This is a genomic window from Ignavibacteriales bacterium (assembly GCA_016709765.1).
Classification (GTDB): Bacteria; Bacteroidota; Ignavibacteria; order Ignavibacteriales; family Ignavibacteriaceae; genus IGN3.
This window is the reverse complement of the sequence record JADJMD010000013.1, coordinates 1,130,126-1,151,224: the sequence shown is the minus strand read 5'-3', so window position 1 is coordinate 1,151,224 and position 21,099 is coordinate 1,130,126. Positions and strand designations below refer to the sequence as shown.

The window sequence follows — 21,099 nt, the reverse complement described above, 5'->3', positions numbered from 1 at the left end:
TTTTAAAACACAATAGCCCACCTGTTAAAGATGGGCTATATTAGAAGTATTATTTATCTAAGTAAAATCATTTTTTTAGTTTCAATAAAACTCTCCACTTGCAGTTTATAAAAATAAACTCCGCTAGTTAATCCGGAAGCATCAAACTCAATTTCATAACTCCCAGTAGATTTGTATTCATTAACAAGTGTTACTATTTCGTTACCAAGGACATCGTAAATTTTTAAAGTTTGCCAACCGCTTGTTGGCGACTGCCAACTTATTTTTGTGCTTGGGTTAAATGGATTGGGATAATTCTGTGAAAGTGAAAATTGATCCAATTTAATATTCTCCTCTTCCACATTTGTTATTGGTACATATGTGAATAAAAGCTGAATGTGATTCTGCCAAGCAGAATTTTCCCAATTTTCCCAGGCGTAAATCACCATATTTCCATTAGTGTCGTACACAGATCTTAATCTAATATAATTCTCCCACTGTGTTGTGTACCAGAACTGAGTTGTCCAGTCTAATAATTGATTGTCTGTACTATAAGATAAAATCCATTTCTGCTGATTTGTCCATCCATTAACACTATGCCAAAACTGAGATATATAATCTATCATTAGATTATTGTTATTATAATGTTTGGTGTATAGACCTAAATTAGACCAGACGGTGTCGATCCATCCTTCTTGTAATGTTACTACTGTAAGGTTTCCGTTACTGTATTGATTTGTAAATCTATCTTCAATTACCCACTGGTTGCCATCCCAGATTTTTGATTCGCTTACAATTTCGTTATTGTTACCATCATAAGTGTGCACCTCTAATGCAGAGTTCTCCCAGTTGCTTTGCCATGTTTGATATAACTCTTCAGTTAGATTATTACCCACAAATGTATATTGATATCTTTCTACATTTTCCCAGGCAGAACCATTCCAACTTTGATATAATTCTTCGGTAAGTAAATTATTATTGAAATTGTATCTTGTGGCTTCTACATTTTCCCAATCAATACCATCCCAAGCTTGGTAAGTTTCTGAAATTGTGTTTTGGTTGCCATCATATTCGTTAAGCAGTCTTTCCGAATTAACCCAGTCGCCGCCATCCCAATTCTTGGTAATTTCCTCTGTTGCATTATCATTTTCATCGTAAGTAAACCAGGTCTGTAATTCATTAACCCACGCAGTACTATCCCAAGTTTCAGTTGTAATTAAATAAAAGACATTGTTTGAATCAATAAAATAGGAATCTCGCGTAACATTCTTCCAATTTCCATTTTCCCATATTTGCTCAAGAACTTCGGTAATATTAAACCCGCTATCAAGAACCTTGTGAGTTTTCAGCGTACGTGAATTTATTTCATTTAGCGCGATTGTGTTAAAATCATCTTGCTGTGTATAAACTATTTGAACAAAAAACAAAATGAAAATTATTATTGTTACTAATCTCATAAACATCTCCTCTATATTTTATGCGTTATGTTTTCAATAATTATTTTAGCAAGGTCATTTTTTTTGTGCTCACATAACTACCTGCTTCCATTCTAAATAAGTAAATTCCAGAAGAATATCCGTTTGCATTAAAATTAACATCATATCGCCCTGCATCCATTTCCTTGTTAATTAGAGTTGCAACTTCGCTGCCAAGAATATCATATATCTTGATAAGCACATTGCTTCTTTCCGGAACAGCAAATTTTATTTTTGTTGTTGGATTAAATGGATTTGGATAATTCTGCTCAAGTTTAAATTCAGTTGGAATCGTTTCATCATCTTCAACGGCTGTAATTGTTTGCTGTTGATAAACGTACCAAAAACCTATTTGGTGCTGATTTACTGCGCTAACCGACTTACCAATAAATGGTTCACCTATAGTGCTGTTTAAAATGTAATTGGCATTAGATGTTTTATTACCACCCGCACTAATTACACTGTTGCTTATTTGATATTGCGAAAATGTAGTGCTTATAAAAAACATCGACATTAAAGCAACAACTATTATTTTATTTTTCATTTTATATTCCTTATTCATTTTACATTTATCCAAAGTATTAAGGATTAGCAGCAGCGATAAGCCTCCGTACCGCTGCCGCTTGTTATTCTATCCACCCAAAATCTTTTAATTATAATTTTTATTTCTCTTATTTATTTTCAAGTGTCTGTACGCGTTTTGTCAAGTTCTCAATTATAGCTTGTTGTTCTTGCATTGCCTTAATTAGGATTGGAATTAGTTCTGTGTATGAAAGCATTTGCAGATCTTTGATACCATCGCCATCATCACCATTATAAACTGTTATTAATTCCGGGAGAACCTTTTCTACATCTTGTGCGATCAGACCATATGATATATTATTTGGACTATTATCCGCTTTCATTTGATATGTCTTGGGTTGCAATTCCATTATAACATTCAACATATTATTAATCGGTTGGATATTCTTTTTAAGACGCATATCTGAAACTGGTGTATAGTTTCCATTTGTATTATCAAATCCCCCATTGATGCGTCATTATAAAAAAGACGTAAAAAATTAGTAGACTGTGAAACATAAAATTGCCATCGATTGGAATTAGATGTCTGCTGCAGAGTAAAGCCTCCACCAGGCACATATTGATCGTGAACCAATTGAAGGTTGGTAACGGGTACATCTGTTCCGATACCCACATAACCACTTGGCTGCACTACTATTCTTTTATTTGAGGACCCCCCGGTGCTAACATACCAATTGTCAGCAGCTGTTAATCCAGTATAAGCTTTAAGAATACCACTCCTTACATAGCCATATCCGGAAGTTGCTGTGCTTTGCAAAGCATTTACGTATATGCTTGCCCAACCGGCATTATTTCCATTGTAATAAATGCCAACTTGTCCGTCACTAAGCACTTCTAATTGATGAGTTGGGGTTTCGGTTCCAACGCCTACATTTCCTGCGCGATCAAAAGTCATTATGTTTTTAATTTGTGTATATCCATTATCAGCAGCAGTGTTTATTTTAAATTTTTGTTGATAAACATTAAAGGACCAGGCTTTGCCATCTACTGGCTGACCCTCTTCTAAAAAGGCCATTCCCAATCCACCACCCCGCGAAAGTTTTAAAGCTAAGCCTGAGGTTGAATTTGAATTAATCGTTAATGAATAGTCCGGGGTTGTTGTCCCTATTCCAATTTTATTTCCGTCATCAAATAAAACCGAATTGCCAAGAGTTGTGCTGTTAGTAAATTTCGGGATATAGTTTGCCGTTCCGCTTCCGCCAATGCCGCTTCCGCCACCTGTTGAGGAAATTGTTAAATCGTTTCCGCTTGGTGTTATTGTTACGTTAGCGCCTGCCACAAGATTTACATCATTCTTTAACCCATTAACACTTTTTACAACTTCATCATCCGCAATCTTTGTTGCAGTAATACTTCCATCAGGCACATTTAAACTATAAATACTGTAAGGAGCCGATGTTAGCGCAATGCGCGGGGCAAGCTCTGTGCCTGCTGCTACAGCAATACCGAGCCAGAGAGCAGCATTAAATGTTGATGGTGGTATTGGTGTTACGCTTCCCAACTGTGTGTTAACAATACCATTTGAAACTGTGATTAATTTGGATTCTGACCAGATAGCCGCACCACCAGATTCAACATCATATAATTTAAATGTAAGATTGTAGTCCCCATTGGGAACAACAACTCCGGCAGCATCTTTTAGAATACCTTGATAGTTAATTGTTTCCGGTATGCCCTGTGAATAAATGCTTGTTAAAGTAAAAAGGCATATCAAAAGGACAAAAAAGAATGTAATTTTTTTCATAGTATTTCCCTTCTAAGAAAGATTGATGAATAATTTGATTCCATTTTATTTGTTTATACTAAAGTCATTTATGACTTTTCGTTTAATTAATAAATACCTTTACTTGCTGTGTTCTTTGTCAACCCTATTGTTTTCATAATCTACACCCAGTGTTTCGCTAACACCGTAAGCATCGGGATGCAGATATCTGCCAACATCTTTTCCTGTTTTGTTTTCCTCAACGGGAATTCTGTTCTTCTCTGCAAACTTATCGTGTCGTATTCCTGTTACCTGCCATGATACTTCTATGTTTGGTTTATCTGTTCTGATAATAAATTGATTGTTCTGAATCTTTTGCGAAACAATTGCCTGTGCAAAATCTCCGATTACAGTTAATTGGTAACGAAAATCCTGGTTAAGTGCTTCAAACCAGTCGGGCATTGTAATAGTTGCATAACCCGAGCCATCAGTAATAACATTACCATTGTATATGTTCATCATATCGGGTGATTCTACAAATGAGTGATAAAGATTTTTATTTGTTGGATCTAAGGGATGATCTATCTTAAAAGAACCGCCACCTTTGCTAATAGTGCCCGTTACATTAACATTGCCGGAAAAATAGCCCGCCCAGGCCGTTGTACCCCCAATACCTATTCCATAGATACCTACGTTAGTGCCTGTGCCTCCCCCAGCGTAACCATGTACACCATAGTTGGCACCATTCCCTCCACTAACTGATCCCGTAACACCCCAATAAGACAATGAGCCCGTAGGATATACCGCTCCAGCTACGCCAGTATATCCACCTTGAAAATATCCGCCAACGCCATAAAAATCGGCGGGGACAGATTTTCCATAAACTCCAACAGCGTCATATTGCCCTGCTCCTAAATATTCTCCAACTATAACTTTTGCAGATCCACTAAGAGTATCTGATGTAAAATATCCCGCGTATTTTCTATTGGTTACAACGTGTAGCGGATATAGCGGAGTTTCCGTTCCAATCCCAACATTACCCTCTCTGTCAAATGTCATTAAATTCTTTATTGGTGAATAACCATTATCTCCTGCTGCATTTATTCTAAGCTTTTGCCCATAGACTTCAAAAAACCAGCCCCTCTGGCCTACTGGTTCTGACCCTTCGAGAAATGACAAACCAAGTCCACCATTAGATCTTGATAACTGTAACCCAAGCCCACCTACAGGCTCGGTATTTATTGAAAGCGCATAACTTGGTGAGCTATTATTTATTCCAATCTTATTTGAGTTTTGATATAAAATTGAGTTTCCAAGTGTTGTGCTGTTTGTAAATAATGGCAAGTAGTTTGCCGTCCCTGTTCCGCCAATGGTTCCTCCTCCGCCACCGGTTGAAGAGATTGTTAAATCATTTCCGCTTGGTGTTATTGTAACATTACTTCCGGCAACTAGATTAACATTATCTTTTAATCCATTTACGCTTTTTACTACTTCACTATCAGCTATTTTTGTAGATGTAATGCTTCCATCAGGCACATTTAAACTGTAAATACTATAAGGAACTGATGTTAACGCGATGCGTGGTGTAAGTTCTGTTCCTGTGGCTACTGTAATACCTAACCAGGCCGCTGCATTAAATGTTGCTTGTGGTATTGGGTTTACGCTTCCCAACTGCGTGTTAACAATACCACCTACAATATTAATTAGTTTTGTTTCTGACCAGATTGATGAACCGCCAGACTCCACATTGTATAATTTAAACGTAAGATTGTAGTCACCGTTTGGTACTAAAACACCACCCGCATCTTTTAATACACCCTGATAGTTAATTGTTTCCGGTATGCCCTGCGAAAATATGTTTGATACTAAAGCCACCAGAATAATTGCTGCAAATAACAAAGTAAGTTTTTTCATTTTAACTCTTCCCTATAATTAAACAAGTTATTTAGAAGCTAATTTTTATTTAAAGTGCAAATAGCAAAGAAAGCAAAAGAGCTGTGTAAACAATTTTGAAAAAATCATTTTTGAAATTTTTTAAATCATATCTTATAACGGTTTTCATCCCTTTCACTCCTTTAAAAAAAGGTTAAAAAATATCAGCATTAATGCCACCGTGACAATTATTAGCAGAACGTAAACGCTTATCTCAAGATGTTTTTCTCGTTTTTTTATTTGATTATCCGATCTCCCATCAACACTAAATTCTTTTCTTTCAGCTGGCTTCATCAGCAAAAACCTTTCTTTAGAATTCTTGATATTTGATAAGACAAAGTGATTTTTATTAAACACAGCAAATCTTTTATGCAAAAGTAGATTTTTAGTGAAGTAGTAAATTGCTTTTTTGATTCAATGTTTTGCTGTTTTGATGCAAAATGAAGAAAGATTGGTTGCGAAATGTTAAATGTTAATATTATTTGTGCGGCACTGTGGTGGCTGTCTAAAAAGTTGTGATTAGTGTCATTCCCGCATAGCGGGAATCCAAAAAATTAAAATACAAAACAGATTCCCACTGGAGTTTATCCTGATGTAAATCGGGGTGGGAATGTCAACTCTGTATTTCTGACTTTTGAGATACCTTTAGGGTTTTAATTGCTTTGCCTAAACTCGGATGGTAAGCAACTAAAATGTTTTTGAAATGCTCGAGTAAATTGTGCGGGACTTCCAAAACCAACTTCATAAGCAATTTGTGTGATGCTTAATTTGTTTTCAACAATCATTTGGGCGGCACGTTTTAACTTGTAGGTTCTTATAAATTCCCCTGGTCCTAGATTTGTAATTGCCTGTAATTTTCTATTCAGCTGGCTGCGGCTAACAAAAAGTTCGTGTGCAAGGTTATCGCTTGTAAAGCTTTCGTTCGGAAGATTTTTTTCTATGGTATCAATTATTTTTTTGACAAGTTCTTTATCCATAGAATTTGTAGATAATGATTCCGGCGTAATCAGAATTTCTTTACCAAATTTTTCACGAAGATGTTTTCGTTGGGTGATGAGATTTTTAATACAAATCGATAATTCAGTAAAGTTAAATGGTTTTGTTAGATATACATCAGCACCTGTTTCTAATCCTTCAATTTTGCTTTGCTGTGTAGCTTTGGCAGTTAACAATATCACAGGAATGTGACTTGTTTTCCAATCTGTTTTTATTTTTTACAAAACTGAAAACCATCCATTCCGGGCATCATAACATCGCTGATAATTAAATCCGGCAGACTGTGTTGAACAATATCGAGTCCCGCTTCGGCGTCTTCTGCAAGTAAAACATTGTAATCTGTATTTAGAATATCGTTAACATAATTACGCACATCGGGTGTATCTTCTACAAAAAGAATTAATGGTTTTTCGTTTTGATATTTTGCACTAGCCGGTTCAAAACTATTTTCATTATCATCGATATTTAAAGCAACAATGGCATCACCATTAAAATTATTTTTCTCTTCGGATAGTTTTTCTAACTCGTAATCTTTTAATATTGGAACAGTAATAACAAACTCCGTTCCTTCACCTTCAGAACTATTTACGGTAATTTCCCATTTATGCAGCAGCACTAATTCTTTTACAAGCGCCAAACCTATTCCAGATCCGCCTGCAACTCGTTTTGATGAATCTTCACCCTGATAGAATCTATCAAATATTTTTGATAGTTGTTCCTTTGGTATTCCAATGCCTGTATCGGTAACAGAAACTTTTGCAATATCCAAATCACTTTTCTTTTCTATTGACAAATCAACAGTAATTATTCCGCCAATGGGTGTAAACTTAAACGCATTACTCAGCAGGTTGTTAATAATTTTTTCAAACTTGTCTTTGTCTATCAGCACAGATACAAAATCTACTGCTGAGTTAAAACTAAATTTAATATTATTACGCTCCGCCAAAGCGGTAAACGAATCAGTAAAGGTTTTTATCAGCTTAACTAAATTCTGCGTTTCAGTTTTTAATGGAATTGATTCTGCTTCCAGTTGGGATAGCTCAAGCAACTGATCAATAAGCTGCTGTAGTTTTTCTGTGTTGCGTAACAGCAGATTATAGTATTGTGATTTGTTCTCTTTAATTCTTCCGCTAATTAATTCTTCAAGCGGACCTTTGATAAGCATTAATGGTGTGCGAAACTCATGAGAGAGATTTGCAAAAAATCGAGATTTCATTTTTTCTATTTCACGAAAATGATATGACTCAAGTTCGCGGTATTTTAATTCGTGCTGAAGTTTTACTCGATTTGCCTGAAATTTTATTATTCCCCAAATACCGACAACAAAAACAGCAAAGTATAAAACGACTGCCCACCCTGTTTGCCACCATGGGGGTGAAATTATCACACGGATTGATGCAGTGTTATCATTCCAGACACCATCGCTGTTTGTTGATTTTACTTTAAATACATATTTGCCCGGATTAAGATTTGTATAAGTTACAAACCTACGTGTGCCGCTTTGTATCCAATCTTTATCAAATCCCTCCATTTGATAAGCATATTTAATTGAATTAGTGCTATTATAATCAAGGGCAGAAAATTCCAATGAAAAAACATTATCCGTGTGTGAGAGAGTAATTCCATCAGTGTAAAAAATATTTTTTGAAAACGAAGAGTTTGTATTAACATTAACAGATTTATTAAAAATTTGAAAGTCCGTAAACACAATCGGTGGTTGATAGGTTGATTGTACTATTTTATTCGGGCTAAAATAATTAAGCCCCGCGGTACTGCCCATTAAAATTAAATTGCTTTTTAGTCGTAATGCAGAAATAAAATTAAAATCATTTCCAATCACGCCATCTGCAGAGGAATAATTTGTAAACGTGTTTTTTTGTAAATCAAAAAATGATATCCCGGAACTTGTGCCTAACCACAAATTTCCATTTTCATCTTCAACAATACTTTTTATAGAATTATCGGCAAGCCCATCTTCATTTGTATAACATTCTATTTTAATATCTGCGGAAGATTTCTTAAACCCATCATCAGAATTATTAATAATAAGTTTATTTAATCCATTGTTGGTTCCAACCCAAAGCGTAGTTGTGTTATCATCATTGCTCTGTTTTGATTCTGCAATTGAATAAATACTATTGCTGCTTAATCCGTTTTTATTTTTTTGATCATAATTAAAACGATAAAAAGTACCGCCGTTTTGTTCATCAAATAAATTTAACCCGCCGCCGTTTGTTCCTATCCAAATTCTATCTTTGCCGTCTTGATAAATTACCCAAACATCATCATATGGCTTAATGAATTTGGTTTATCAGTAAAGTGATGCCAATGATTTACTTTGTTTGTTGTTGTGTTTAATCTTGCCAGACCAACTCCCCAATAACCAACCCACACATTGTTTTTGTTATCCACCAAAAGAGATTTTACAAAATCCCTTGAGGAAGATTGTATGATATTATCAATTACGTTTATTTGGGATAGTTGATTTGTGTTATAGCTATAATGAAGCAATCCAAAACCATAAGTTCCAACCCAAAGATCGTTGTTAGCCCCTGCAGATAGTGCCCAAATATTTTCTGAAGCAAGTTTTCTGTTTTTACTTGGTGCACTATTTTTATTTGTGTCGTTTGATTTGAATAATCCATTATCAGTTCCAAACCACAGCGAACCATTTTGAGTTTGTGCAATAGCTTTTATATTCAGTTTGTTTAGTTCGCCAGAATTAAAATAATTATCCGCAAACGGCTGTGTGTTATTAAATTTAATGTTTTTATCAGAGAAGTAATTTAAGCCGTTGTGAGTCGCTATCCACAAAACACCAGAGCGGTCTTTAATAACATCATTAACTTGATTGCTAATTAAACTATGCGAATCATTTTTATCGTATAAAAATCTATTAAAAATATTTTTGGTTATGTTGTATCTTATCAAACCTGAATAAGAATTTATCCAGAGAATTCTATCCTCATCAACGTGCTCTTCTAATACAAAAGCACAGCTTGTTCCAAATTGCAACTTATCCGGATTAGGTATTTTGACCTGTGTAAATAATTCTGGTGCACGGCTTAATATTGTTAACCCGTTTGCGGTTCCAATCCATAATTTATTTTTTTCAAATTGTGATGGGGTAATTGCCCATATCAAATTATCTGATAAAGAATTGTTGTTCTCAATGCTCTTAAAGTAATGCTTGAATTTTGTTAATGATGTTTTAGGATTTAATTTATTAAGACCGTTAAAAGTGCCAATCCAGATATTGCCTGATTCGTCTTCAATAATTGATGAAATATAATTGTTGCTTATTGTTGTTGAATCATTGGGATTGTGATACCAGCGTGCTGTTTTACCTGTTGCGGGATTTAATTTGTAAACGCCGCTTCTGTATGTGCCAATCCATATTGAATCCTTGCTGTCAATATAAATTGTTGTAATCGGATTTTCTTTTGTGATGTCTGATTTTATCTGCCAATGTGTAAACTTATTAAAAACAGGATCGTAACAATTTATAAAACCGTTTTTTGTTCCCATCCAAAGTTTGCCCACACGGTCTTCAGTAATTGTCCAAATAGAATTATCTGAAAGTGAATTTTTATCACTCGGATTATTTCTAAAAATTTTAAACTCATAACCATCAAAACGATTTAAACCATCATCTGTTGCAAACCATAAAAACCCAAGATGGTCCTGTAATAAGTCGTAAACATAATTGTTAGACAGTCCATCATTAGTTGTAAGTCTATTAAAGGGAATTGATTGAGCATTTAGATTAGCTGCAATATTTATTGCAATTAAAAAACAGAATTGAAAAAAAAGATTTTTATTAAAGAATCGCTGCATAAAAAATCTTGAATCGTTATTAACAAGAATCTTAAGCCATAAATTAAGAAATACCAAAAGTTTACAATCACAAACAAATACATTTTACTTTAACTTGCAAGTATGATTGATGTGGAGCGATAATTGACATGAATCAAATAATACTGGGTTATTGCCGCAATACAACCCCAAAACATAATAAAATAAATTATTAAACATCTCTTTTTTAGCTGATTAGTATTTCTTAAGTTTAATTATAAACAAAGGAGTGTGTTATGAAATCAAACTATTTACTTGTTGTCTTAATCTTTTCTTTTTTTTTCTTACTTGAAGGTTCGACAACACTGGCACAATGGCCAAGTAACCCCGCGGTTAACCTTACTGTTTGTGATACAACTGGTGAGCAAGCACTTGCAAAAATAGGATCGACATCAGATGGCGGCTGCTACATTTCCTGGTTTGATAATAGAAGCGGAAGTTATGCTGTTTACTTGCAGCGATTAGATGCGTCTGGAAGTAAATTGTGGGCCTCAAATGGTTTGCTTGTAAGTAACAACGCACAATCAACTTCTCTTGTAGATTGGGACCTAATGGTTGATGCAAACAACAATGCAATTGTTGCATTTACCGATACAAGAAACAGTGGCAACCTAAATCCGTTTGTTTACGCTATCTCTCCTAGTGGTGATTTTCTTTGGGGCGCTAACGGAATAGATTTAAATCCAACTTCAGATTTTCAAGCAAATCCAAAACTTGCACAAACTGATGATGGCAATATTGTTGTTGCATGGATTATCGCCGCAACAAGATATCAAGTTGGATTACAAAAAATTTCTCCCACTGGTTTAAAACTTTGGGGAACAAATCCAATCATTCTTCAATCCGCAACAGAAGGTTACGGTTATCCGGATATTGTTAGGTCAGACAGCGGCGGAGTTGTTTTATTTCATACAGCCACAACAGGTAATTTCCCAGCACAAACTGTTAAACTTCGTGCAAAAAAAATTACATCTGCAGGATCTATTAGCTGGGCTGTTAACATTCAAGACCTTGGAAAGATAGCTGCTTTTACTGTCCCTAAAGTTTACTCTGATAATAATAATGGCGGTTTGATTGCATGGCATGATGATAGAGATAATAATTCATTACAAAGTGCATTTGTACAAAGGCTTTCATCAAGCGGTTCACTTTACTTTCCTGTTGATGGAGCAGAACTTTCTTTAATGGCTAACAGACACAAGTTTAATCCTGTTGTTGCTTTTGATAATCTAACAAATGAAACCTATGCTTTTTGGGTGGAAACTGAACCGAATCAAAATCAAAATGGAATAAGCGGACAAAAACTTTCTTCAAACGGAACACGACAATGGACCGATAACGCAAAAATATTTAAAGATCTTAGCGTTGCATTTACAACTTCAATAAGTTACTTAACTGCTGAAATGGGAAACAGCCGAGCATATTTATATTATCTAGAAGGCAATGGATCCGGACTTAACGATAAAGTTGAAGGATTTGCTTGCGATGCTAACAGTGATTTTCTTTGGACAGGAAATTTTGTAACCCTTTCCAATCCAACAAGCGATAAATTACAAATGGTTTCAACCGTTGATGTTTTTAAAAACTGTAAACTTGCATGGGGTGATGACAGGTTAGATGGAGCAGGAATTTACGCACAGGATATAAACCCCGATGGGCAGCTTGGTAATTCTGTAACACCGGTTGAATTGGTTTCTTTCTCGGCAAATGTTGTCAGCAACACAGTTAGTTTAAATTGGATCACTGCAACGGAACTTAACAACACTGGATTTGATATTGAGCGCTCTGTCATTTCGAACGAAGTGAGAAATCTTAACTGGCACTCAATTGGTTTTGTTAGTGGAAACGGTACAACTTCCGAATCTAATACATATTCTTTTTCCGATGAAAAGATTTCAAGCGAAAAATATTCTTACCGCTTAAAGCAAATTGATTTTGATGGAACCTTTTCATACTCTAACACAATAGAAGTTGATTTAAGTCTGCTGCAGACATTTAAACTTGAGCAGAATTACCCAAATCCGTTTAATCCTTCAACAAAAATTAGATATTCAATCCCTTCTGTCAGTTCGGCTAAAGTTGGAAGTCTTAACGTTACTTTAAAAGTTTATGATGTTCTTGGCAATGAAGTCGCCACGCTGGTTAATGAAAATCAGTCCGCTGGTAATTATGAAATTAATTTTGATGCAAAAATTTTATCAAGCGGAATTTATTTCTATAAATTACAGGCTGGTAATTTTAGTCAATCAATCAAAATGATTTTATTAAAATAAGTCTTTGCCTTTAAAGGACGGTTTAATTGCCGTCCTTTTATTATATTTTTCTGTGGCGTTCAATTTTTCAAGATCAACAATTGTTTCTCCGGTTTCATCAGTTGAAAAAGCACGAACAAATTTCACATCCCAATCCATTTCATTATACTTATAAGAATTTCGTGTAATTACAGTCTGAGAAAAACTGTCATCAAATCCTTTGATCATAATTAATAGCTCCGCTTCTAGTTCTTTAAGCTCATTTTGGGTTTTTCCAAATAAGGGACTGTCTTCATCTATTTGATGCACAATTGTCCAGGGTAATGGAAAATAATAAATGAATTTAATATCCAGCTTAAGCGGAAAATATTTTCTTGTAAACTGATTGTTGCTTTTATCTAAGTAAGTCATCATTGCGTTTGCCTCCATTTCCATCATAACATTAGCACGAGAATTTGCAACCCGAAACATTAAAGCTTTTCCATCTTTAAATGTTGTTATGATGGCCTTATCACTAAAAATAATTTTTGCTGATGGTTTTGAAAATCTGCCATACAATAACCCGGTGGCAAGAGCAAAGCTCAATATTCCTGTCATCGATTCTATTGAAGCAATTATGTTCGAAAAAATTCCGGAGGGATGCATTCCGCCATAACCAACAGTAGCAAAGGTTTGAACGCTAAAGAAAAAAGTGTTTAAAAAAGATTGTAATTTATCTTGGGCTTCAGCATTAACAAGGTTTTCAATTCCTGCCAGCTGATAAAGAATCGCAAATAATAAATTAACAGATATAAATCCTGCGAAGACAATTAAAAGAAACTTTGGCCATGAGATGCTAGTGAGATAATGAAATGCATTTACGGATGATAGTCCGCCGCCAATTCTTTTGATATTAAAAGAGCCATCTTTATTTATAATTCTCTTGGTGTGTTTTAAATATTTTTCACCTAAGCCGGGATCCTGTGATTGCTTAAACATATTATTATGATTAGTTATTAATTATTGTTGGTGAAGATATGAAATGAAATTGATATTTTTTGTGATTTTTAAATTTTATAATTATCCAATTCCTCGTTAAGCCATTCATCAATTAACTCTTGTCTCTATTGAGTGTTTTATCTAAGTTTTGATAGAAATTAATAATTACAGATAAAATGAATCAGTCAAACTCTACAAATAAAACTGAAAAAAAATTTCATCAGACAATCCGCGATGATTTAAGAAATATAAATCTTAAAAAAGAAATACAATCCGAATATAAAAGTCTGGGTAACTTTTATCTAAATTCAGAAAATAAAGCCAAACTTGAATCAATGTTTTTTATTCCAAGATGGATTCATAAAACTAAATGGCTCATAAAAAGTATGTTTCTTCATTTAACACCCTTGCGCCGTATTTTGGTTCTTGTTGGTATTTTCTCTTTACTTATCAACCGAAGTGGATTTTCATTCGGAAGCAATTCTATAATCGTTGATTTTAGTTTCTTGGGCGGATTACTAATCCTGTTTGTGCTGGCTGTTGAATTAAAGGATAAGCTTTTGGCGAAAAGTGAACTTGAAGCGGGGCGAAAAGTTCAAAAAGAATTAATGCCTGAGCAGGATATACAAATAGCTGGATGGAAACTCTGGTTATTTACTTCACCCGCAAATGAAGTCGGTGGAGATTTAATAGACTTCTTGCGCTTAGATGAAAACAATTATGTTATAACAATTGCAGATGTTGCCGGCAAAGGATTAAAAGCCGCACTTCTTACTTCAAAATTACAAGCAACTATTCGGGCACTGGCAACAGAAATTAATTCTTTATCTGACCTGGGAAAGAAAATCAATAAAATTTTCCATCGGGATAGTACTCCAAGTTTGTTTGCATCTATGCTACTTTTTAAAATTGATACAAACTCAGGAAAAGTGGAATACATTAATGCGGGTCATTTTTCTCCTTTGATTATTAGCAACAATGAAATAAAAGAATTTTCTAAAGGCGGTGCCGCCCTGGGAATTATATCAGATTCTAATTATAAAGAGCAGTCAATTGTGCTCGAAAACAATGATCTCTTTATTGCTTATTCAGATGGGGTGTTTGAAGCACAAAATGAACACGATGAATTTTTTGGCATGCAAAGATTCTTTAAGCTGATTAAAAACTCTTCAAATGATTCACCACAGCAAATTGGCAAATATATAATCTCCCAATTAGAACAATTCGTTGGGGATTATCCTGCTAGTGACGATATATCTTTGATCATAATGAAGAGAAATTCTTAACCAAATATCTAAACAGAAAAAGTTTTTTTCATAATATTACCGTATCGCTGGCTTATTGGAAAGGGAGTTGAAATATTTTTAAGATATAGATTATAGTTTCTAAATCCGGCTTTCTCGATCCTGTCTAGAAACAACATATTAACAATTGTAGCGCGATGAATTCTTAAAAAATCTTTTGCAGGTAAAGTCTCAACCCAATTTCTTATCGATTTTCTAACAATAATTTTACAGTTATCATCCGTTTTTACTTTAGAATATTCTTTAAGTGCAGTTATGCAGACTATTTTTGAAAATTCTACAAGTTTTAATTTTGTACCGATTTTAATAAGTATATGGTCTGTTTTTTTTGAATGTTCAGAAAAAGCATTTTCAGTTGAAATAATTTTATCAGTTAAATTCTGTTTTATCACTTCAATTTTTCTTAACCGTTTTCTTATCGACCTTAAAAGTGATTCGTGATTTACAGGCTTTATCAGAACATCATCTGCACCCAATTCCATTGCCGCTCTAATGTGACCATTCTGTGATGCTGATGTGATAACAAGTAAAGGAATACATTCCGTTGAAGGACTGCTGTTTAAATTTTTAATAACAATCAGTTCCTTTTCATAATCATCCAGATCGCATATCATAACATCAGGTAGATATCTATCCGCTATTTTCAAACCATCAGTCTCGCCGGCAGTTACATAAGTGCTGTATCCCGCAGATTCCAATGCATTTTGAAATTCAAAATCCTGTTCCTGGCTGCTATGTATTATTAATATTTTTTTCAATCAGTTTCTAACTGAATTTCTAAAATTATTTATGTTTAATTCAAATTTAGTTTTACTAAATAAAGGAAACAATAAAAAGCAAATAACAAACTCTAATGCTAAACTAACTCGTTTACAACAGCTATGTCGCGCTTGTTGATTATTTAATTTAGTACAAAAACAGAAATACATAAAATTGGACAATTAATTTTCTCTTTTATGGAAAACAAGAAATCTAATCATCACCTTTTCAGTACTTACCAATCTTATTTATTAATAATTAAAGGAATTACTAATGATTAATATTTTCACAAAATATCTTTTTGCTTTAGTTATATGTTTGATGAGCGTTGCATTTGCACAGGATTTAAGTCTTACCGTTAGTGCAGATTTAGTCAGCAGATACATCTGGCGCGGAATTGATGTGAATGATGCAGTAAACATCCAGCCAAACTTATCTTTAGCTGTCGGCGGATTTAGTGCCGGATTCTGGGGTTCATACAGCTTATCAAACAATCCTATAGACAATACTTTTAATCAGGAAATTGATACATGGATTTCTTATTCATTTGCTTTTGAAAACGGAATGAGTGTTGGTGCGCTGGTAACTGATTATTATTATCCTAATGCTGGAATCAAGTGGGGAAACTTTAATAACTATGACGATCCAAAAGGATCGGGGGCACACACAATTGAAACAGGATTGCTTTTAAAGGGTCCTGACTCTTTTCCAATTTCACTTTCCGGTTTTATCAATGTTTATAACGATGCCGGCAGCAATACATATTTTCAAATTGATTACCCGGCTACTGTGGCCAAAGTTCCTCTTAACTTTTTTGTCGGCGCTTCAGGCGGCAGCAAAGAAAATCCTGGTTACTATGGAACAGAATCATTTAATGTTATCAACATCGGTGTAAAAGCAACAAAAGAGTTAAAGATAACTGATGAATATGGCTTGCCAGTTTCGGTTTCATTTATAATTAATCCTAGAACTGAAATTTCTTATCTCGTTTTCGGTTTGACTTTTTAATGTTTCAAATAATTTAACTATTAATAAAAGGAGCTACTTATGTTCGATACCGGTAGTACTGGATTTATGCTCATTGCAACCAGTCTTGTAATGCTTATGACTCCTGGTCTTGCTTTTTCTACGGCGGACTTGTTGGCAGAAAAATGTTCTTGCAATAATGATTCAAAGTTTTGTTTCTCTCGGCTGGACGACTGTTATCTGGTTCGCTTTCGGATTTTCACTTTGCTTTAGCGGTGGTGAAGGCGGATTAATCGGCAATCTTAATATGGCTTTTCTTGCCGGAACAGATCTCAATTCTGTTTTTACAGGTAATCATCAAATCCCGCTTTACGTTTTCTGTTTGTACCAGATGATGTTTGCAATAATTACACCTGCATTAATCACTGGTGCATTCACTAATCGTGTTCGATTCCCCGCCTATCTTATGTTTCTAACAGCTTGGCTTGTCTTTCTATATTTCCCGCTCGTTCACATGGTCTGGGGCGGCGGTATGTTAGCTCAATGGGGTGTCTTGGATTTTGCAGGTGGAATAGTTGTTCACGCTAGCGCCGGTATGGCTGCACTTGCTTCGGTTTTTTATGTTGGAAAAAGAAATATTACAGAACGCGGACCGCACAGCATTCCTCTTGTTGCTCTTGGAACCGGTTTGTTGTGGTTCGGATGGTATGGATTTAATGCGGGAAGTGAATTACAGGTTGATGCAATTACGGGACTTGCATTTTTAAATACAGATGTTGCCGCTTCGTTTGCTGCAATCACCTGGCTGTTGCTGGCATGGACACTTGAGAAGAAACCAAAGTTTGTTGGTTTATTAACGGGTGCGGTTGCAGGTCTTGCAACTATCACACCCGCAGCAGGATTTGTTACTGTTCAAAGTGCCGCTATTATAGGAATTATAGCCGGACTAGTTTGCTACTTTGCAGTTTCCTTAAAAAACAAAATGCATTGGGATGACGCTCTTGATGTTTGGGGTGTTCATGGTGTTGGCGGTTCAATTGGAGTTATTTTACTCGGATTGTTTGCCACAAGTGCTGTTAATCCTGTGGTTACAACAAACGGCGTACTAATGGGCGGCGGTTTTGATTTCTTCTGGAAACAGGTTATAACGGTTCTTGGTGTTTGTGTATATGCTTTTGTTTTTTCTTATGTAATGCTTTGGGTAATTAATTTTATCACTCCCGTTAAGGTTACAAAAGAAGAAGAAGAAGCCGGATTGGATAGTTCACTTCACGGTGAAATGGCTTACGAACAGGATTAATTTTTATTGTTATTTGTTTTCATCAGGACACGAGATTATCGTGTCCTTTTTTATTTAATTGCTATTAAACTACGTGTCATTTCGAGCGCAGCGAGAAATCTTTTCCTCTATTCATTTAATTTCCCTGTCATCCTGGCAGGCAGACGTGAGAATCTTTTCTTTTATTTACTTTGTATGTCATTCCCACGCAGGTGGGAATCTGTTTGAACTCTCCTTTTTGCCAACCGCAGACTGTGAACTGCAAACTTCTATTTTCCGTTTCACCTTTGATATTATCTATCGTTATTTTTGCAGATAGCGGACCAAAGGCTGCCTGCTATTAAATTTTATTTATGATAACCATTGGTTAATATTTTTTTTATTTTTAAATGTTTATCAAGGGAGAAAAAAATGAAAAGACTTAGTACACACCAATTTTTATTAGTTGTTCTTTTCTTTGTGATAATTTTACCTGCTCGCATCTATAGTCAACCAAACGATTCACAGATTACAAAAGTAGAAAATGGATTACTTCCATATACGCTGATTGAGGGAGAGCCTTCATTCAATTTGCATGACCGAATGGAATATTATAAAGTTCCGGGAGTCAGTATCGCTGTTATTAAAGATTATAAAATTGAATGGACTAAACAGTACGGCGTTATGGATTCTGGAATTCAAAATCCCGTTACAGATAAAACATTATTTAATGTCGGCTCTTTAAGTAAAGGCGTAGCCGCACTTACAGTATTAAACTTGGTTAATGAAGAAAAATTGATTTAAATAAAAACATTAACGAACAATTGATCTCCTGGAAAGTGCCTGAAAATGAGTTTACTGCACAACAAGCTGTTACCCCATTTCTTTTAATGAACCACAGCGGCGGCGCAATGTTCCTTCCTGGTGTTGTATATCTGGCAAACAATTTCCCAACAAATCTTCAGATACTTAATGGAGAAAGTCCATCTCAAACAAATGCTGTGGTTATTGATAAAATACCGGGAACTGAATTTCATTACTCAAATGCCGGATATTCTATTTTACAACAATTAGCGGTTGATGTTGAAGGAAAACCTTTTCCTGAAATAGTAAGTGAAAGAATTTTTGAACCTCTTAAAATGTACAGCACTACTTTTGAACAGCCCCTGCCCGAAGAATTAATTAAAATTGCCTGTGCCGGACACGAGAGCAGCGGATTACCACTTTTGGCTAAAAGATATTTTTTCCCCAATATGGCTGCCGGTGGATTATGGACCACTACTGAAGATTATTCTAAATATATTATCGAGCTTCAGAAATCTTATCTGGGTAAGTCTAATAATATAATCTCACCTGAACTGACTAAAGAAATGTTATCGCCGCACGTTTCAAAACAATATGGACTTGGTGTATTTATGAGAGAAATGTTCGGAGAGATAAATTACTTTGGGCATATGGGAGACAGCAGAGGATTTTTTGCCGGATTTGTATCTCATCTAACTGATGGTTACGGCGCGGTTGTTTTTACAAACGGACAAAATGGGGCTAACTTAATCAGAGAAATAACAAATGGTATTGCCAAAGTTTATGGCTGGGAAAAATATCTTCCAGGTGAAAATAAAATTGTAGTTATTGAGAATGGAATTGCTGATAAATATTGCGGACGATATTCCTTGGGATCTGACGATTACTTTGAAGTACACAAAGACCAGGATAATTTATTTATTAACAAGTTTAATAATACACAGTTGTTTCATACAGGCCAGGGCAAATTTGTAATAAAATTAAGGCTGGGGTACTTGCAGTTTAATATTGATCCCAATGAGGATAAAACTACTGCTGTTTATTATTTTTCTGATGAACTGGGGCGGTTTTTAAATGAACCGATAAACTGCCAAAAAATGGAGCCCGGGCAAAAAGCACCAATTGAATTATTTGAAGAAGGCCAATTTGAAAATGCACTTAATTTATATCGTAAAATAAAACAGGAAAACCCAACTGATCTTAATGTGTCTGAAAATCGTTTTAATAGTTTGGGTTATGATTATTTAAGCAGGGGCCTCCTTGATAAAGCTATCTTAATTTTTAATTTAAATACAGAGCTTTATCCCGAATCTGCAAATGTGTTTGATAGCCTTGGCGAAGCTTATATGAAAAACGGAAATAATGAATTAGCGATCTTTAACTATAAAAAATCTATCAAGCTTAATCCCAATAATCAAAATGCTGTTGAGATATTAAAAAAACTTAAATCAGACTAGTAAAAGTTTTTATTTTTATCTTCCTGAGTGGTGTTGAAGGATGGAGATTCCCTCTCCTGCCTACAGCGGGCAGGTTCGAGGGAATGATATTAAAGCATTTTTTATGTTTTGGGCAAACTCTTAAAGTGAGTTTATTTACCCATCTCATCCGCACTTGGTCCGTAAACACCAGGTATTGGAATATCAAGCAGTCTTAAAAAAACACCCAGCTGTGCTCTATGGTGTATCAACTGGCTTAAAGAGTGTCGTATAACTTCAGCCTTAGAAAGATCCATAATTACAGCATCGCCGTTTCTCATAACCCATCTGTCGTTCAATTTATCTTCATTCTTTTCAACCAGCACAGATTTAGCATTGGTTACAGATTCCTCAAGCAGTGCCAGTAATTCTTTTGTATTATTAATTACTTTGGGATTATAGGGGGTTTTAGCAAAATCTAGTTCATCATGCATCATACCCAAGCCAATCCATCCGGGTATTTCTGCAATATGTGTTGATAATGCTCTTATCGTCATACTTTTGGGATGAGGTCTCCAATCGTATTTATCATCCGGTACAATCGCCATCATCTTTCGGGTAGATACTGCTTCCTGTTCCAACTCATTCAAAAACATTTTGATCATTGACATATTTGCTCCTTTTTAATTTGTAAAAAATCGATTAAGTAAAACTACAAAGAGTGATTGACAACAGTATGTTAGCAGGGTCATATAAAATTAATATAAATTATTTTGTCATTCCCCTGCAAAGGGGAATCCATTGGTTATTTGGTAGATTCCCGCCTACGCGGGAATGACTCA

The 21,099-nt window shown here is 35.0% G+C and carries 17 protein-coding genes and 2 pseudogenes; 6 read left to right on the top strand and 13 right to left on the bottom strand.

All coding sequences use genetic code 11. The features are described 5' to 3' along the window. Positions 1–53: 53 nt before the first annotated feature. From IPJ23_14700 to IPJ23_14655, 10 genes and pseudogenes are all read right to left on the bottom strand, one after another. Positions 54–605: a T9SS type A sorting domain-containing protein gene (locus tag IPJ23_14700; GenBank protein ID MBK7631925.1), complete on the bottom strand. Its 552-nt coding sequence runs from the start codon at positions 603–605 to the stop codon at positions 54–56. Positions 606–1,476: 871 nt separating this feature from the next. After that, positions 1,477–1,998 (bottom strand): T9SS type A sorting domain-containing protein, encoded by a 522-nt coding sequence (locus tag IPJ23_14695; protein ID MBK7631924.1) that lies wholly within the window; start codon positions 1,996–1,998, stop codon positions 1,477–1,479. 127 nt (positions 1,999–2,125) lie between these two features. Continuing rightward, positions 2,126–2,437 carry a tail fiber domain-containing protein gene (locus IPJ23_14690; GenBank protein ID MBK7631923.1) on the bottom strand — a complete coding sequence of 104 codons (312 nt, stop codon included), beginning with the start codon at positions 2,435–2,437 and terminating at the stop codon, positions 2,126–2,128. Continuing rightward, positions 2,395–3,780, bottom strand: a complete 1,386-nt coding sequence (locus tag IPJ23_14685) for a hypothetical protein (GenBank protein ID MBK7631922.1) — start codon at positions 3,778–3,780, stop codon at positions 2,395–2,397. The genes IPJ23_14690 and IPJ23_14685 overlap by 43 nt, the downstream gene beginning before the upstream one ends. A gap of 99 nt (positions 3,781–3,879) precedes the next feature. Beyond that, positions 3,880–5,652, bottom strand: coding sequence for a hypothetical protein (locus tag IPJ23_14680; GenBank protein MBK7631921.1), 1,773 nt, complete (start codon positions 5,650–5,652; stop codon positions 3,880–3,882). A gap of 153 nt (positions 5,653–5,805) precedes the next feature. After that, the gene (locus IPJ23_14675) at positions 5,806–5,964 is read right to left on the bottom strand and encodes a hypothetical protein (protein MBK7631920.1); all 159 of its coding nucleotides are present in this window, start codon (positions 5,962–5,964) and stop codon (positions 5,806–5,808) included. 359 nt (positions 5,965–6,323) lie between these two features. Next, positions 6,324–6,848, bottom strand: coding sequence for a helix-turn-helix domain-containing protein (locus tag IPJ23_14670; GenBank protein ID MBK7631919.1), 525 nt, complete (start codon positions 6,846–6,848; stop codon positions 6,324–6,326). Between the two features lie 29 nt (positions 6,849–6,877). After that, the gene (locus IPJ23_14665; protein ID MBK7631918.1) at positions 6,878–8,587 is read right to left on the bottom strand and encodes a response regulator; all 1,710 of its coding nucleotides are present in this window, start codon (positions 8,585–8,587) and stop codon (positions 6,878–6,880) included. Beyond that, positions 8,570–8,938, bottom strand: a pseudogene (locus IPJ23_14660) (hypothetical protein). Before IPJ23_14660 ends, IPJ23_14665 begins: the two are co-directional and overlap by 18 nt. Continuing rightward, positions 8,938–10,503, bottom strand: a complete 1,566-nt coding sequence (locus IPJ23_14655; protein ID MBK7631917.1) for a hypothetical protein — start codon at positions 10,501–10,503, stop codon at positions 8,938–8,940. The pseudogene IPJ23_14660 and the gene IPJ23_14655 overlap by 1 nt, the downstream one beginning before the upstream one ends. A 1,574-nt stretch (positions 10,504–12,077) precedes the next feature. Between IPJ23_14655 and IPJ23_14650 the strand changes: the two genes are divergently transcribed. After that, a complete protein-coding gene (locus IPJ23_14650) occupies positions 12,078–12,794 on the top strand; it encodes a T9SS type A sorting domain-containing protein (GenBank protein ID MBK7631916.1) in 717 nt (238 codons plus the stop codon). Here IPJ23_14650 and IPJ23_14645 read toward each other — a convergent pair. Next, the gene (locus IPJ23_14645; GenBank protein ID MBK7631915.1) at positions 12,786–13,751 is read right to left on the bottom strand and encodes a hypothetical protein; all 966 of its coding nucleotides are present in this window, start codon (positions 13,749–13,751) and stop codon (positions 12,786–12,788) included. The genes IPJ23_14650 and IPJ23_14645 overlap by 9 nt on opposite strands. A 176-nt stretch (positions 13,752–13,927) precedes the next feature. Between IPJ23_14645 and IPJ23_14640 the strand changes: the two genes are divergently transcribed. Further along, on the top strand, positions 13,928–15,037 hold the full coding sequence (locus tag IPJ23_14640; GenBank protein ID MBK7631914.1) for a serine/threonine-protein phosphatase: 1,110 nt from the start codon (positions 13,928–13,930) through the stop codon (positions 15,035–15,037). A gap of 8 nt (positions 15,038–15,045) precedes the next feature. Here the strand turns inward: IPJ23_14640 and IPJ23_14635 are convergent, their stop codons facing one another. Beyond that, on the bottom strand, positions 15,046–15,813 hold the full coding sequence (locus IPJ23_14635) for a response regulator transcription factor (protein MBK7631913.1): 768 nt from the start codon (positions 15,811–15,813) through the stop codon (positions 15,046–15,048). A 274-nt stretch (positions 15,814–16,087) separates the two neighbouring features. Here IPJ23_14635 and IPJ23_14630 point away from each other — a divergent pair, with 274 nt between their 5' ends. From IPJ23_14630 to IPJ23_14615, 4 genes and pseudogenes are all read left to right on the top strand, one after another. Further along, on the top strand, positions 16,088–16,822 hold the full coding sequence (locus IPJ23_14630) for a hypothetical protein (GenBank protein MBK7631912.1): 735 nt from the start codon (positions 16,088–16,090) through the stop codon (positions 16,820–16,822). Positions 16,823–16,861: 39 nt separating this feature from the next. Beyond that, positions 16,862–18,080: pseudogene (locus IPJ23_14625) on the top strand (ammonium transporter). 390 nt (positions 18,081–18,470) lie between these two features. Next, the gene (locus IPJ23_14620; protein ID MBK7631911.1) at positions 18,471–18,842 is read left to right on the top strand and encodes a beta-lactamase family protein; all 372 of its coding nucleotides are present in this window, start codon (positions 18,471–18,473) and stop codon (positions 18,840–18,842) included. Positions 18,843–18,862: 20 nt separating this feature from the next. Continuing rightward, positions 18,863–20,299: a serine hydrolase gene (locus IPJ23_14615; protein ID MBK7631910.1), complete on the top strand. Its 1,437-nt coding sequence runs from the start codon at positions 18,863–18,865 to the stop codon at positions 20,297–20,299. Between the two features lie 131 nt (positions 20,300–20,430). Here IPJ23_14615 and IPJ23_14610 read toward each other — a convergent pair whose 3' ends face one another. After that, complete coding sequence (locus IPJ23_14610) at positions 20,431–20,928, bottom strand: DinB family protein (GenBank protein ID MBK7631909.1); 498 nt, start codon at positions 20,926–20,928, stop codon at positions 20,431–20,433. Positions 20,929–21,099 lie beyond the last annotated feature (171 nt).

Bases quoted from the DNA above. Each gene is read 5' to 3' on its own strand.
- IPJ23_14700 (MBK7631925.1), bottom strand. From the start codon at position 605: ATGATAGATTATATATCTCAGTTTTGGCATAGTGTTAATGGATGGACA.
- IPJ23_14695 (MBK7631924.1), bottom strand. From the start codon at position 1,998: ATGAAAAATAAAATAATAGTTGTTGCTTTAATGTCGATGTTTTTTATA.
- IPJ23_14690 (MBK7631923.1), bottom strand. From the start codon at position 2,437: ATGCGTCTTAAAAAGAATATCCAACCGATTAATAATATGTTGAATGTT.
- IPJ23_14685 (MBK7631922.1), bottom strand. From the start codon at position 3,780: ATGAAAAAAATTACATTCTTTTTTGTCCTTTTGATATGCCTTTTTACT.
- IPJ23_14680 (MBK7631921.1), bottom strand. From the start codon at position 5,652: ATGAAAAAACTTACTTTGTTATTTGCAGCAATTATTCTGGTGGCTTTA.
- IPJ23_14675 (MBK7631920.1), bottom strand. From the start codon at position 5,964: ATGAAGCCAGCTGAAAGAAAAGAATTTAGTGTTGATGGGAGATCGGAT.
- IPJ23_14655 (MBK7631917.1), bottom strand. From the start codon at position 10,503: ATGCAGCGATTCTTTAATAAAAATCTTTTTTTTCAATTCTGTTTTTTA.
- IPJ23_14650 (MBK7631916.1), top strand. From the start codon at position 12,078: ATGGTTTCAACCGTTGATGTTTTTAAAAACTGTAAACTTGCATGGGGT.
- IPJ23_14645 (MBK7631915.1), bottom strand. From the start codon at position 13,751: ATGTTTAAGCAATCACAGGATCCCGGCTTAGGTGAAAAATATTTAAAA.
- IPJ23_14640 (MBK7631914.1), top strand. From the start codon at position 13,928: ATGAATCAGTCAAACTCTACAAATAAAACTGAAAAAAAATTTCATCAG.
- IPJ23_14630 (MBK7631912.1), top strand. From the start codon at position 16,088: ATGATTAATATTTTCACAAAATATCTTTTTGCTTTAGTTATATGTTTG.
- IPJ23_14620 (MBK7631911.1), top strand. From the start codon at position 18,471: ATGAAAAGACTTAGTACACACCAATTTTTATTAGTTGTTCTTTTCTTT.
- IPJ23_14610 (MBK7631909.1), bottom strand. From the start codon at position 20,928: ATGTCAATGATCAAAATGTTTTTGAATGAGTTGGAACAGGAAGCAGTA.